Here is a 12,954-nt window from a genome sequence, read left to right as displayed (position 1 = left end):
TTGCGCGGAACCGTTTTCGCCTAACTTTCGCCCATGTCCGCTTATGCCCGCGCAAGGCATATCGTCTCGGCCGGTGCCGCCCTGGCGCTGGCGCTCTGGCTTACGCCGGCAGCTTCTCCCGCCGAGCCCGTCGATGTCGAACTGGTGCTGGCGGTCGACGTTTCGCTCTCCATGTCGCCGGCCGAGCTGGAGATCCAGCGCCACGGTTACGCCGCGGCGCTCACGCATGACAATGTGCTCAAGGCCATCGCCGACGGCGCCTATGGCAAGATCGCCGTCACTTATGTCGAGTGGGCAGGCACGACCTGGCAGCGCGTCATCGTGCCGTGGACGGTGATCGCCAATCGCGCCGATGCCGAGAGAGTGGTGGCTCAGCTCAATGCCCGCCCGCCGGACAGCGCCCGGCGGACCTCGATCTCCGGCGCGCTGAGCTTCGGCAGCGACCTGTTCGCCGAGAGCGGGTTTGAGGGGACCAAGCGCGTCATCGACGTTTCCGGCGACGGGCCCAACAACCAGGGCGCGCCGGTCAATCTGACGCGGGACGAGGTGGTCAAGCAAGGCATCACCATCAACGGACTGCCGCTGATGACGCGCGGCGGTTTCAGCGGCGCCTTCGATGTCGAAAATCTCGACCACTATTACAGCGACTGCGTCATCGGCGGGCCTGGCGCCTTCATGATCCCGGTCAATGACTGGACGCAGTTTCCCGAAGCGATCCGCCGCAAGCTAATGCTGGAGCTCGCCGGTCCGGCTTCACCGCAATGGGCGGCGGAAGAGGCCTCGCATCCGCCGGTCGTGCTCGCCGACGACAGGCTGACAGCGGACTGCCTGGTGGGCGAGAAGATGTGGCGCAACCGCGGCTGGGGCATGCCGTGAGGGTTGGATAAGCCGCCTTGGGTCCGTCCGGCCAGGATGACGTTTCGTTGAATCATAGCTTCATTGACAAGCCTTTTGGCGTCTGTGAGACAATTAGCGCTCACCACAAAAGGGGAACCACAATGAACAGAACCTCCATTTTCGCCGCGGCGCTGACGGCGGCTGCAGCGCTTAGCACGCCCGCGATGGCGGCCACCTCGCTCACCATCGGCATCAGCGGCTGGACCGGCTTCGCGCCGCTGACCCTGGCCAAGCAGGCCGGGCTTTTCGAAAAGCACGGGCTCGACGTCACACTCAAGAAAGTGCCGCAGGCAAGCCGTCCACTGGCCATCGCCAGCGGCGACCTGCAATGCGCGGCGACCACGGTCGAAACCTGGATGGTGTGGAACGCCAGCGGCGTCACCACCAAGCAGATCTTCCAGCTCGACAAATCCTATGGCGCAGACGGCATCGTCGTGCGCAACGACATCAAGACCGTCGCCGATCTCAAGGGCAAGACCGTCGCTTCGTCCGCGCCCGGAACGTCGCCCTATTTCCTGCTTGCCTGGGTGCTCAACAAGAACGGCATGTCGACCAAGGACGTCACCGTCGTCAACCTGGAGCCGGATGCGGCGGCGCAGGCCTTCCTGGCCGGCCAGAATGACGCCGCCGTTACTTACGAGCCCTTCATCTCGGCCGTACGCGACAAGGCCGACCAAGGCCACATCCTGGCGACCACGCTCGACTATCCGATGGTGATGGATACGGTCGGCTGCACGCCGGATTTCCTCAAGGCCAATCCCGAGGCCGCCAAGGCGCTCGCAGACAGCTATTTCGACGCGCTCGACATGATCAAGAAGGACCCGCAGAAATCCTACGAGATCATGGGCGCCGACGTGAAGCAGTCGGCCAAGGAGTTCGAGGACTCGGCCAAGTACCTGAAATGGGCCGACAAGGCGGAGAACAAGCAGTTCTTCACCAAGGATTTCCAGGATTTTTCCAAGACCGCCGCCGAGCTCTTGCTGCAGATGGGGCTGATCAAGGAAGCGCCGGATGTGACGACGCTCGCCGACACCAGCGCGGTCGCCAACTGATCGCGCATCAGCCGATCGGCGGCATCCCGCCGCCGATCCCTTCTCGCTTAGCGCGCCGCGATCCTTCAGATGCGCTCCTCGCGCTTCAGCTCGGTGATTTTACGCATGCCTTTACCCGAAACCGGTTTCCACTTTCGGGAGACATGCTTTAAGGACAGGGCCTGATGCTGCGTCCCTTGTACCCCGTTCAGCCGGGCACGCGAACCGTGCTCGGCATCACCTTCTTCGTGCTGTTTGTGGCGTTCTGGGCGTGGATCACGCTCGGCGGCCATGTGAACCGGATTTTTCTCGCCGATCCGCTGTCGATGCTGAAGGACGGCTGGCGGCTGCTGGTCGAAGACCGGTTCTGGCTCGATATCCTGATCACCATCTGGCGTGTCTTCGGCGGCTTCGTGCTGGCGTCGATCGTCGCGGTGCCGATCGGCATCGCGATGGGCGCGTGGAAGCCGGTCGAAGCCTTCCTTGAGCCGTTCGTGTCCTTTGCGCGCTACCTGCCGGCGTCGGCCTTCATTCCGCTGCTCATCCTGTGGGCCGGCATCGGTGAGCTCGAAAAGCTCCTGGTGATCTTCGTCGGCTCGGTGTTCCAGATCATCCTGATCGTCGCGGTCAAGGTCGGCGCTACGCGCCGCGACCTGGTCGAGGCCGCCTATACGCTAGGCGCGACCGACAACGGCATCGTGAAGCGCGTCATCATGCCGGCCAACGCGCCGGAGATCGCCGAAACGCTGCGGCTGGTGCTGGGCTGGGCCTGGACCTATGTGATCGTCGCCGAACTGATCGGCTCGTCGTCGGGCATCGGCTACATGATCATCAACAGCCAGTCGCGGCTGGCGACGGGGCAGATCATCTTCGGCATCATCGTCATCGGGCTGATCGGGCTTCTGTCCGACTTCGCCTTCAAGGCGCTCAACCGCTGGCTCTATCCGTGGAGCCTGGCATGAGCAAGCTTCTGATCGAGGGCGTCTCGCGTACCTTTGCCGGGGTCGGAGGCGGGCAGCCGGTGCAGGCGCTGCAGCCGGTCGACCTCGCGGTCGCGGCCAATGACTTCATCACCATCCTGGGGCCGTCCGGCTGCGGGAAGTCGACCTTGCTCAGGATCGTCGCCGGCCTCGAGGCGCCGAGCACCGGCCGCGTGCTGCTCGACGGCAGGGCGGTCACAAGGCCGGGGCCGGACCGCGGCATGGTGTTCCAGTCCTATACGCTGTTTCCCTGGCTGACGGTCGCCGAGAACATCGGTTTCGGCCTGCGCGAGCAAGGCCGGCCCGAGCGCGAGCGCAACGAGATCGTCGCCTCCTATATCGATCTTGTCGGTCTGAGGGGTTTCGAGAACCATTGGCCGAAACAGCTGTCGGGCGGCATGCAGCAGCGCACGGCGATCGCCCGGGCGCTGGCCAACGATCCCGAAATCCTGCTGCTCGACGAACCGTTTGGCGCGCTGGACAATCAGACGCGCGGGCTGATGCAGGAACTGCTGCTCGGCATCTGGGAGCGGCGCAAGAAGACGGTGCTGTTTGTCACCCACGACATCGAGGAGGCGATCTTCATGGCGTCGCGGGTGATTGTGATGAGTGCCCGGCCTGGCCGCATCAAATCGGACGTGCCGGTCGACCTGCCGCATCCGCGCTACTACACGCTGAAGACCAGCCCGGAATTCTCCGCGCTGAAGGCGCAACTCACCGAAGACATCCGCATCGAGGCGATGCGGACCGCGCAGACGCAGTCAGCCCAGGCCTGATCGGAACTTGGAATCAGGCCGCCAGCAACTGCTTGCGGTCGACGCGTTCCTGCTGCGGCGAGCGCGCGTAGAGCTCGCGGTAGCATTTGGAGAAATGCGAGGCGGAGACGAAGCCGCAGGCCACCGCCACTTCGACCACCGGCATCGACGACTGGATCAGCAGGTGCCGGGCGCGGTCGAGCCGGATCTCCAGGTAGTAGCGGGCGGGCGAGCGGCCCATTTCGGTGCGGAACAGGCGCTCGATCTGCCGGCGGGAAAGATCGACATGGTCGGCGATCTCGATCAGCGACAACGGCTCGGCAAGGTTGGCCTCCATCAGCTCGATTATGGTGAGCACCTTCGAGTTCTGAACGCCGAGGCGGGCGCGCAGCGGCAGGCGCTGGCGGTCGGTCGGGCTGCGCACGCGGTCGGTCAGAACCTGCTCGCACACGCGGTTGACGAGGCTCTCGTCGAAATCGTCGCCGATCAGCTTCAGCATCATGTCGAGCGCGGCGGTGCCGCCGGCGCAGGTATAGATATTCTGGTCGACCTCGAAGAGGTCGGCAAACACATTGGCTTTCGGGAAGGCCTCCGAGAAGCCCGGCAGGTTCTCCCAATGGATGGCGCAGCGCTTGTTGGACAAGAGGCCGGCGGCGGCCAGGATGTGCGCGCCGGTGCACAGGCCGCCGACGGCGACGCCGCGGTTGTATTCCTCGCGCAGCCAGGCGAAAGCGGACTTGTTCTGGTAGCGTTCGACATTCATGCCGCTGCAGACGATCGCCATATTCGGCCGGTCCGGCCCGGCCATCTTCCTGCGCTCCTCTTCGAGCGAAGTGTTGACGGCGCATTCGACGCCGTTCGAGGCGCGGACCGGTTTGCCGTCGATGCTTGCCAGGCGCCAGCTATAGGCCTCGTAGCCGAGCATCCGGTTGGCCGAGCGCAATGGATCGAGCGCCGTCGCAAACGCGATCATGGTGAAATCGGGAACGAGGAAGAATACAAACGATCTCTTGATCGGATGCTTTACGGCATTCACGGGAAACCTCACGCAGCCATGACGCGAACAGGATGTCGCGAACAGCATAGCGACAACAGGAAAAACCATTCCTGTCAATCGGGTAGGCGGCTAAGTGAAGATTAAATTTGCGACACGGGTCGCAAATGGGCAATTCGTGCAACTGCAGGGCGTCTCTCCGCCGACGTCAGGTAGCAAACGCCCCAAATGAAAACGCCGCCTCGGCAAGCCGGGCGGCGTGAATTCAGCATGCCGAATTGTCTCAGGCGACGAAACCGAGACGGGCAGCATTCATGGCGCCGGTCTGACCGGGCATGGTCTTGGCGAGGCGCTGACGCTCGAGAGCGGTAGTCAGGTTCATTTCGCGGCGGGTGAACAGGCGGGCAAAGAGCTTCATCATCATCTCCATTTGGTTGCTCAGACGGGTCGCCTTCGCTTAATGGAGTGGGGCAGCTCGTTTTGGCTGACGTCGATATAGGCTCGCTTCAGCAAAAACTAAATCGCAAAAACGAAGCGCTTGATATGAAAAGCGACACGACTTGCGACATCGTTGGACAATGTGCGTACAATTTCTTATTATTTACAGTGGTTTAACTGGCCTGTTAACCCGCTATGCCGGTTGCTCATATGCGTCATGCCACGGTTGCATGGCTGGAAAAGTCGTTTGAATGCAGACAAAAGGCCATAAACAAGCAAAAGGCCTGCCGAACTGACGGGCAGGCCTTCAGAACTTCATACACACTTGATTACTTCGCTCCGGCCCAGCTTCCTACACCGAGGCGCGAGCCGATCTTGACGTCGGCCGCTTCAGGCCAGCCGATATCCTTCTGCAGTTCGATCGGCAGCGCATGGATGGCGCGTTCGGTCTGGTAGCGGGCGCGGGCCGCGCTGAATTCGGTCGCAAGCCGACCGATGGACGACAGGATAGACATTTCTCTCTCCTCTATGCGGGCAGGGAGGCGCCCGTCATTGTCTTAAGTCAGGTCTGTTTCAGCTTCATTTCACGTCGATTGCAGGACTGTGTCGGGGTCGTTCGATGGCTGCTTTTGGCAGCATCTAGCATCGATCAAGTTGACTATGCGCCCGGAGTGATGTTCAATCAAACGAAATGGAATGATGGATTGCATCAGAAAAATTGAAAGCAGACTCGCATGAATGCCCCGCTCAACCATCCGCTGCCGCTGCTTGATCTCGATGTGCTGCGCACTTTCGTGGCGATCGCCGAGACCGGCAGCTTCACCACGGCCGCCAATGCGGTGTTCCGCACGCCGTCCGCCGTCTCGATGCAGATCAAGAAGCTTGAGGACATCCTCGGCCGTTCGGTCTTCGCACGCGATGCGCGCTCGGTGACGCTGACCACGGATGGCGAGATGCTGCTCGGCTATGCGCGCCGGTTGTTGTCGATCAACCGCGAGGTGGTGTCGAAGTTCATCATCCCCGACATTGTCGGCGTGGTGCGGCTCGGCTCGCCCGACGATTACGGCGAGCGCGTGCTGCCGCATGTGCTGAAGCGCTTCGCGCAGTCGCATCCCTCGATTGCCGTCGACGTCACCATCGACCAGAGCATCAATCTGCGCCGGCGCATGGACGACCGTGCGCTCGACATCACGCTGCTCACCAATTCCTACAAGACCAGCGCGGTCGGCGCGGAGGTGCTTTTGACCGAGCCGATCGTGTGGGCCGGCGCCAAGGGCGGCTGCGCGCATCTGCGTGAGCCGTTGCCGGTGTCGCTGTGGGAGGAAGGCTGCGCGTGGCGGGCAGGGGCCCTGGAAGCGCTTGGACGTGAAGGCCGCAATTACCGCATCGCCTATATGAGCGCCCACACGGCCGGCCAGCGCGCCGCGATCATGGCCGACCTCGCGGTGGCGCCGCTGCCAAAATCCTTCCTGGGCGACGAGATGGTCTCGCTGGGAGCCAAGGACGGCATGCCCGAGATCGGCACCTACAATCTCGCCATGGTAGTGGCGCCCGACGCCAGCGCGCCGGTGAAGGCTGTTGCCGACCATATTCGGGCGACGTTCGAACTGTTCCGCGAGACCGGTAAGTTCTGAGCTACTCGGCCGCGGGCGCCGTGCGGGCTGCGAGGGCAGCCCTTGTCTTGCGCCGCGCCCGAGCACGGCGCGGTGCCGGCAGGCTAAGAAAGTCGACGATGCTGTCGCGCGCGCGGCGTGCCTCGGGCATCTCGATCAGCGGCCAGACGTGGAACATGCCCTCTTCATAAACCACATCGACCTCGACGCCGGCGGCGCGCGCGCGTTCGGCGAAGATCAGATTGTCTGGTGTCAGCATGTCGCGTGAACCGGTCAGCAGCAACGTCTTCGGCAGCACGGATAAGTCGCCGTAGAGTGGGCTGATGTGCCAGTCTTTGCGGTCGAAACCGGCGCTGTAGAGCCGCACCGCTTCCAGCCCACCCGGAATACCTAGCCACGGATCCTGCCGCTCGGCCTCGAAGACTTCAGGATTTGCAAGCGAAACGTCGAGGCCGGGCGAGATCAGCACGTGACGCGACGGCGAAGGCAAGCCTTTCTCGGCCGCCATCATGGTCAGCACGACCGCCATGTTGCCGCCGGCGGAATCGCCCATGAAGACGATGTCCTCGGCGTCGGTCTCTTCGAGCATGCGCCGGTAGACCTCGCCGACCATGCCGAACATGTCATGGAAATTATACTCGGGCGCGATTGGGTAGATCGGCACGGTGATGCCGAAACCAAGACGCTCGGCCATCTCGGCGATCAGCCCCCAGTGGTAGGAGGTGATCTGAAAAACATAGGCACCGCCATGCATGTAAAGAATGCGCCGGCGCTCGCCCGCCTTAGGCGCGACCTCGTAGACGGGAAAGCCGACGATTTCGGTCTCGGTGATGTCCAGCCGCGCCTTCAGCAGGGCCGGCGGATGATAGTCCTCGGTCCTACGGGCGTAGGCGATCCAACGGTGCAGGTTCTCGGGACTGGAAAAGGCCTTCTTGCGGCTGTGCCTGAGAACGAACGAAACGAGATGGCTTTTCAAACTTGGCATGCGGATACACGGACTTCGGCAGAGCCGACTAAGAGAATTCCCCCCGCTATTCGAAGATTGTACCGCATTTAAAAATGTCAAGGTTCCGCCGCTGGCCCATCGGCGTGATGCAATGGCGCCAGTTCGTTGTTTGCGCAATTGCGGACGGAAAACCGCTGCGCACTTTTCTGGAATTGCTCTAACGCCGCTTCGGCAGCAGCGCGGCGCGCAGCTTGTTGTCGCCGGCCGCCGGAGCCGCGTCGCGGCCCCGGCGCTTGCCGAGCAGCTTGCATTTCTCGACGAAGGTCATCAGCGCGGCGTGCCCAGAAGCAGCGCATGAAGGGCTGCCTGCGGATCGCTCGGCGGAGAGGCCGGCCACCCGATATCCTTCTGGACATGCGCCGGCAGATCGTTGAGCGCGCGGATTGCCTTGTTCCTGGCGTGAGCCTGCCGGATGTTGACACCGAATCGACTGAGATTTCCGAACATCGACATTTTTCATCTCCCTTGAAGAGCAATGGCGGCCGAGGATGATCGCTGCCGTCATGCGATGGCCGCTAAATGCGGCACGCATGTATCGGGTCGATTTCGCGAGAACAGCGTTTCGGTTTCCAGATCGTGCTGATCCGGAAACATTTGCATGCAAATGAATTAAGCAGGCGGGCGGACCGGTTCCGGTCCGAATAACTGCCCATCGGCGGTTGACAGAGGCGAGCGGCTGCATTGTTATTGTGCAATGCGGCGTGGGGATATGCGCACCGCAGCATGATGCGATAAGGTCAGGGCATCGTGACAAGCATACATAGTATCCAGTATCTGCGCGGTCTCGCCGCGTGCGCGGTCGTTTGCTTCCACGTCAGCGAGCAGTTCGGCGGTCCGTTCGACGTCGGGGCAGCCGGCGTCGACGTCTTCTTCGTCATCAGCGGCTTCATCATGTGGGTGACGACGGCCGGCAGGCCGGCCGATCCCTGGCGTTTCATGGGGCGCCGGATCACCCGCATCGTGCCTCTCTACTGGATCGTCACGCTGCTGACCGCGGCGGGCATCCTGCTCAAGCCGCAGTTCTTCTACGGCCATTTCTTCAGCGTGACGAATTTCGTCGGCTCGCTGTTCTTCCTGCCGACGCTGCAGGAGTGGAAGCTGCATCCCATCGTCATACAGGGTTGGACGCTCTGCTATGAGATGATGTTCTATGTCGTTTTCACGCTGGTCCTGTTCCTCGGCGAGCGCTGGCGGTTCGGCGTTCTCGTGGGCGCCCTTGTCGCCATCGTCGCGCTGCATTTCGTCCTTCCCGCAGGATATGCGCATGCCTTCACCGATCCAGTCGTGATCGAGTTCGCGGCAGGCGTCGTCGTGGGGCGCTTGTGGCTCCAGGGCGCAAGGCTGCCGATCGGGGTGGCGCTGGCGATGGTTGGCGCGGGATTCCTTCTACTTGCGGCCGGCCCGCTGTTCGATGCCGGTTTGCCTCGTGCCTTGCGGTGGGGGCTTCCGGCCGCATTGATCGTGGCGGGCGCGGTTTTTGCTGAGCGGGCGCGGCCGTTCAAGCCGGCAGCCTTGCCCAGCTTTCTTGGCGATGCGTCCTATTCGATCTACCTATGGCATGTCGTCGCCGGCGTGCTTGCGACGGGTGTCGTCCTGAGGACCGGCGTCCCGGCGGCGTTGCAGCCGGCGACGATCCTGGTCGCCACGCTTGCGCTATCGGCGATGCTCTATCTGATCGTCGAAAAGCCGTTGATCGGGCTGCTGCATCCGCAACGCCCGAAGCCCGCGGTCAAGGCCAGAAGCGCCGCGGCCGCAGGGGCCACGGAATGACATCACGAAATTAGTCGCGGCCGCGTCGCGCCGCACGCTCCTCGCGCGAGCGCCGGCGCGGGGTCGCATCGCCGGCGGCGCCGTCTTCGCTCAGCGCCTTGCGCGGCGGCAGCTTCACTGCGGCCGCCAGCTTGGGGAACGGATCGACCTTGTTGGGCAGTGCCATGGCGTAGACGAAGTGCTCCTGGAACTTCGGCTCGAGCGCCGTCTCGATCTTCTCGATCCTGCTCACGGTATCCTCGATCTCACGCCGGTAGCCGCGATTGAGCAGCGCCATGCGCGCGCCGGCGCCGGCGGCGTTGCCGACGGCCGAGACCTTGTCGAGGTCGCAGTCCGGGATCAGGCCAAGCACCATGGCGTATTTCGGATCGATGAAGGAACCGAAGGCGCCGGCGAAATGGATGCGGTCGACATGCTCGGTGTGCTGTTTTTCCATCAACAGCTTGGTGCCGGCATAGAGCGCCGCCTTGGCAAGCTGGATGGCGCGCACGTCGTTCTGGGTGATGGTGATCTTCGGCTCACCTTCCTTCAGCACATAGGAAAAGGTGCGGCCGTTGGACACGATGCGCGGCGAGCGCATGCTGAGCGAGCCGTCGATGACGCCGTCCTCGGAAATGATGCCCGACAGGTACATCTCGGCGATCACTTCGATGATGCCCGAACCGCAGATGCCGGTGACGCCGGTCGCCTGCACGCTCTCGGCGAAGCCCGGCTGATCGGACCAGAGCTCCGAGCCGATAACGCGATAGCGCGGCTCGAGCGTGTCCGGGTCTATGCGCACGCGCTCGATGGCGCCGGGCGCCGCGCGCTGGCCGCCGGAGATCTCCGCGCCCTCGAAGGCGGGGCCGGTGGGCGAGGAGGCCGCTACGACGCGCGTGGAGTTGCCGAGCACGATCTCGGCGTTGGTGCCGACATCGACGATCAGCATCATCTCGTCCTGGCGATGCGGGCCTTCCGACAAGGTGACGGCTGCCGCGTCGGCGCCGACATGGCCGGCGATGCAGGGCAGCATGTAGAGGCGCGCGCCCTGGTTGAGCTTCAGGCCGATGTCGGAGGCCTTGATGCGCACCGCGCCGGAGACGGCGAGCGCGAAGGGCGCGCCGCCGAGCTCGGTCGGATCGATGCCGAGGAACAAATGATGCATGATCGGATTGCCGACGAAGACGGAATCCAGGATATCGGCGCGCTGGACGTTGCCTTCGGCGCAGACCTTGTCGACAAGGCCGGAGACCGCCTCGCGCACGGCGACCGTCATGCCCTCGCGGCCGTCCGGATTCATCATCACATAGGAGACGCGGCTCATCAGATCCTCGCCGAAGCGGATCTGCGGATTGGACGTGCCGGAAGAGGCGGCGACGCGGCCCGAGAGCAGCGACACCAGATGCATGGCGATTGTGGTCGAGCCGATGTCGCAGGCGAGGCCGTAGGCCTCGTTCTTCAGGCCGGGCCACAGCGCGATGACGCGCGCGATGTCGCTGTCGGCATCCTTGTGGATGGCCGCGGTCGCGGTCCAGTTGCCCTTGCGCAGAATGCCCTGCACCTGCGGCAGCAGATAGAAATCGAACTCGAGATTCTTGAGGCCCCAGTCCTTCATCAGGGCGATCTTGAGCCGGTCGAGGTCGCCGAGCGGCTTGTGCATGTCGGGCTCTTCGATCTCGACATAGCACATACGGATCGCCGTATCGCGGGCGATCACCCTGGTGTCGGCATCCTTGCGGATGGTCTGGGCGTTGATGACCGTGTCCTGCGGCACGTCGATGACGAGATCGCCGAGGATCTGCGCCGAGCAGGAGAGGCGCCGCCGCTCGGGCAGGCCCCGCACGCGCTCGTAGCGCTCCTCCTTGGCGCCCTTCTGCGAAATGTGGTCGTTGGACGAGACGATCTTGTGCTTGGCGAAATTGCCTTCCTGCACCTCGATCTGGCAGCGCCCGCAGGTGGCGCGGCCGCCGCACACGCTTTCGACATAGACGCCGAGTTGGCGTGCCGCATCGAGGACCGGCGTGCCGACCGGGAACCGGCCGCGCTTGCCCGACGGCATGAACAGGACGAGCGGATCGGTGATGTTGGGGGGAGGGTTCATGCTGGCACGTTTCTCGATGGCAATTGCCGATGCCGTTTAACGGATCGTTCTACTATTGGGCGGAGAGTCCGTTGGTCCAGGGGCCAACCATGTCGGATCTGCTGCTCTCCGCCGTCTTCACCGCGTTCACCATGGTGCGCGTGATCAAGGGCTCGTGGCTGCGCAATCCGCAATACCTCGCCACCGGGATTCTCGGCGCTATCGTCGGAACCCTGGTGCTGCACGCATACTGGCCCGCCTATGACGATGATTTCATCGTCGGCGGCGTGACGGGCATCTTCGGATCGTGGGTGGGAATGGCGTTGTTCGACGCCATATTGGGCGCTGCCTGAACGCAAAGCAGAGCTGTCCGATCGCATCCGCGATGCGACCGGACGAACATTGTTTGCGGTGCGTTTCACGATTGCGCGCTTACCCCCTGGCCATGCGGGCTTCGCGGCCGCCGCGGCGACGGCCGCCATTGCCGCTGCCTTCGCCCGGCGCATTGACCGCTGTTGGAGCCGCAACCGCTTGACCGCCTTCGGCCGGCTTGTAGTCCTTGTAGGTGCGGATCCAGTTGGTGCAGTTCTCGTCGGTGCCGTTGAGCACATTGGCGCCGCGCACGGCTTCCATCTCCTGCGGCCGGACGGGATTCATGATCGCGCTCGTCATGCCGGCGCCGATCACCATCGGGATGAAGGCGGCATTGATGCCGTGGCGGTGCGGCAGGCCGAAGGAGATGTTGGAGAGGCCGCAGGTGGTGTTGACCTTGAGCTCTTCGCGGAGCCGCCGCAGCAGCGCGAACACCTGGCGGCCGGCATCGCCCAGCGCGCCGATCGGCATCACCAGCGGGTCGACCACGACGTCATGCGAAGGAATGCCATGGTCGGCGCAGCGCTCGACGATCTTCTTGGCGACCGCGAAGCGGACGTCCGGATCCATCGAGATGCCGGTCTCGTCGTTGGAAATGGCGACGACCGGAACGTTGTACTTCTTGATCAACGGCAGGATGGCCTCGAGCTTCTCTTCCTCGCCGGTGACGGAGTTGACCAGCGGGCGGCCCTTGGCGACCTTCAGCGCGGCCTCGATCGCGGCCGTCACCGAAGAGTCGATCGACAGCGGCAGATCGACCAGGCCCTGCACGATCTCGAGCGTCTGCACCAGAAGTGCCGGCTCGGTCGCGTTGGGGTCGACGGCGGTGACGCCGGCATTGACGTCGAGCATGGTGGCGCCGCAGGCGGCCTGCTCCAGCGCGTCCTTGACGACGGTCTCGAAGTTGCCGGCCACCATCTCAGCGGCTAGTTTCTTGCGGCCGGTCGGGTTGATGCGTTCGCCGATCACGCAGAAGGGCTGGTCGAAGCCGATGACGATTTCTCGGGTCGCCGAGGCGACGATGGTGCGGGTCATGCGA

Annotated in this window: 14 protein-coding genes; 7 read left to right on the top strand and 7 right to left on the bottom strand. The window is 63.5% G+C overall.

The features are described 5' to 3' along the window. Window positions 1-33: 33 nt before the first annotated feature. From FJW06_RS06410 to FJW06_RS06395, 4 genes are all read left to right on the top strand, one after another. Window positions 34-876 carry a DUF1194 domain-containing protein gene (locus FJW06_RS06410; RefSeq protein ID WP_140749578.1) on the top strand — a complete coding sequence of 281 codons (843 nt, stop codon included), beginning with the start codon at window positions 34-36 and terminating at the stop codon, window positions 874-876. Between the two features lie 122 nt (window positions 877-998). Beyond that, a complete protein-coding gene (locus tag FJW06_RS06405) occupies window positions 999-1,949 on the top strand; it encodes an ABC transporter substrate-binding protein (RefSeq protein ID WP_140749575.1) in 951 nt (316 codons plus the stop codon). A gap of 167 nt (window positions 1,950-2,116) precedes the next feature. Then, window positions 2,117-2,890, top strand: coding sequence for an ABC transporter permease (locus FJW06_RS06400; protein WP_140749887.1), 774 nt, complete (start codon window positions 2,117-2,119; stop codon window positions 2,888-2,890). Next, window positions 2,887-3,684 (top strand): ABC transporter ATP-binding protein, encoded by a 798-nt coding sequence (locus FJW06_RS06395; RefSeq protein WP_140749572.1) that lies wholly within the window; start codon window positions 2,887-2,889, stop codon window positions 3,682-3,684. Before FJW06_RS06400 ends, FJW06_RS06395 begins: the two co-directional genes overlap by 4 nt. A 13-nt stretch (window positions 3,685-3,697) precedes the next feature. On the opposite strand, the gene FJW06_RS06390 is transcribed toward FJW06_RS06395, so the two are convergent. The 3 genes from FJW06_RS06390 to FJW06_RS06380 form a co-directional block, all read right to left on the bottom strand. Further along, window positions 3,698-4,636 carry a GlxA family transcriptional regulator gene (locus FJW06_RS06390; RefSeq protein ID WP_348644023.1) on the bottom strand — a complete coding sequence of 313 codons (939 nt, stop codon included), beginning with the start codon at window positions 4,634-4,636 and terminating at the stop codon, window positions 3,698-3,700. A 304-nt stretch (window positions 4,637-4,940) separates the two neighbouring features. Then, window positions 4,941-5,075 carry a hypothetical protein gene (locus tag FJW06_RS30775; protein ID WP_140749884.1) on the bottom strand — a complete coding sequence of 45 codons (135 nt, stop codon included), beginning with the start codon at window positions 5,073-5,075 and terminating at the stop codon, window positions 4,941-4,943. Between the two features lie 349 nt (window positions 5,076-5,424). After that, complete coding sequence (locus FJW06_RS06380) at window positions 5,425-5,610, bottom strand: hypothetical protein (protein ID WP_140749566.1); 186 nt, start codon at window positions 5,608-5,610, stop codon at window positions 5,425-5,427. A gap of 219 nt (window positions 5,611-5,829) precedes the next feature. Between FJW06_RS06380 and FJW06_RS06375 the strand changes: the two genes are divergently transcribed. Further along, the gene (locus tag FJW06_RS06375) at window positions 5,830-6,729 is read left to right on the top strand and encodes a LysR substrate-binding domain-containing protein (RefSeq protein ID WP_042645025.1); all 900 of its coding nucleotides are present in this window, start codon (window positions 5,830-5,832) and stop codon (window positions 6,727-6,729) included. A gap of 1 nt (window position 6,730) precedes the next feature. Here the strand turns inward: FJW06_RS06375 and FJW06_RS06370 are convergent, their stop codons facing one another. Both FJW06_RS06370 and FJW06_RS06365 read right to left on the bottom strand, forming a co-directional pair. Beyond that, window positions 6,731-7,693, bottom strand: a complete 963-nt coding sequence (locus FJW06_RS06370) for an alpha/beta hydrolase (RefSeq protein WP_140749562.1) — start codon at window positions 7,691-7,693, stop codon at window positions 6,731-6,733. Window positions 7,694-7,981: 288 nt separating this feature from the next. Further along, a complete protein-coding gene (locus FJW06_RS06365) occupies window positions 7,982-8,167 on the bottom strand; it encodes a hypothetical protein (RefSeq protein WP_140749559.1) in 186 nt (61 codons plus the stop codon). Window positions 8,168-8,461: 294 nt separating this feature from the next. On the opposite strand from FJW06_RS06365, the gene FJW06_RS06360 reads away from it, so the two are divergent. After that, window positions 8,462-9,484 (top strand): acyltransferase, encoded by a 1,023-nt coding sequence (locus FJW06_RS06360; protein WP_246674543.1) that lies wholly within the window; start codon window positions 8,462-8,464, stop codon window positions 9,482-9,484. A 10-nt stretch (window positions 9,485-9,494) separates the two neighbouring features. Here FJW06_RS06360 and FJW06_RS06355 read toward each other — a convergent pair whose 3' ends face one another. Beyond that, window positions 9,495-11,564, bottom strand: a complete 2,070-nt coding sequence (locus FJW06_RS06355; RefSeq protein WP_140749556.1) for an ASKHA domain-containing protein — start codon at window positions 11,562-11,564, stop codon at window positions 9,495-9,497. An 89-nt stretch (window positions 11,565-11,653) separates the two neighbouring features. Between FJW06_RS06355 and FJW06_RS06350 the strand changes: the two genes are divergently transcribed. Continuing rightward, window positions 11,654-11,896 (top strand): hypothetical protein, encoded by a 243-nt coding sequence (locus FJW06_RS06350; protein WP_246674542.1) that lies wholly within the window; start codon window positions 11,654-11,656, stop codon window positions 11,894-11,896. 79 nt (window positions 11,897-11,975) lie between these two features. Here FJW06_RS06350 and FJW06_RS06345 read toward each other — a convergent pair whose 3' ends face one another. Beyond that, a complete protein-coding gene (locus tag FJW06_RS06345; protein WP_140749549.1) occupies window positions 11,976-12,950 on the bottom strand; it encodes a methyltetrahydrofolate cobalamin methyltransferase in 975 nt (324 codons plus the stop codon). Between the last annotated feature and the right edge of the window lie 4 nt (window positions 12,951-12,954).

The organism is Mesorhizobium sp. B4-1-3, assembly GCF_006439355.1.
GTDB lineage: Bacteria > Pseudomonadota > Alphaproteobacteria > Rhizobiales > Rhizobiaceae > Mesorhizobium.
Note: the sequence above shows the minus strand (reverse complement) of the source record. Positions and strands in the feature narration are given on the sequence as shown.

Coding starts and splice junctions, on each gene's coding strand:
- FJW06_RS30775 (WP_140749884.1), bottom strand. CDS start 5,075: ATGAAGCTCTTTGCCCGCCTGTTCACCCGCCGCGAAATGAACCTGACT.
- FJW06_RS06395 (WP_140749572.1), top strand. CDS start 2,887: ATGAGCAAGCTTCTGATCGAGGGCGTCTCGCGTACCTTTGCCGGGGTC.
- FJW06_RS06405 (WP_140749575.1), top strand. CDS start 999: ATGAACAGAACCTCCATTTTCGCCGCGGCGCTGACGGCGGCTGCAGCG.
- FJW06_RS06410 (WP_140749578.1), top strand. CDS start 34: ATGTCCGCTTATGCCCGCGCAAGGCATATCGTCTCGGCCGGTGCCGCC.
- FJW06_RS06370 (WP_140749562.1), bottom strand. CDS start 7,693: ATGCCAAGTTTGAAAAGCCATCTCGTTTCGTTCGTTCTCAGGCACAGC.
- FJW06_RS06375 (WP_042645025.1), top strand. CDS start 5,830: ATGAATGCCCCGCTCAACCATCCGCTGCCGCTGCTTGATCTCGATGTG.
- FJW06_RS06345 (WP_140749549.1), bottom strand. CDS start 12,950: ATGACCCGCACCATCGTCGCCTCGGCGACCCGAGAAATCGTCATCGGC.
- FJW06_RS06350 (WP_246674542.1), top strand. CDS start 11,654: ATGTCGGATCTGCTGCTCTCCGCCGTCTTCACCGCGTTCACCATGGTG.
- FJW06_RS06355 (WP_140749556.1), bottom strand. CDS start 11,564: ATGAACCCTCCCCCCAACATCACCGATCCGCTCGTCCTGTTCATGCCG.
- FJW06_RS06380 (WP_140749566.1), bottom strand. CDS start 5,610: ATGTCTATCCTGTCGTCCATCGGTCGGCTTGCGACCGAATTCAGCGCG.
- FJW06_RS06365 (WP_140749559.1), bottom strand. CDS start 8,167: ATGTCGATGTTCGGAAATCTCAGTCGATTCGGTGTCAACATCCGGCAG.
- FJW06_RS06390 (WP_348644023.1), bottom strand. CDS start 4,636: ATGATCGCGTTTGCGACGGCGCTCGATCCATTGCGCTCGGCCAACCGG.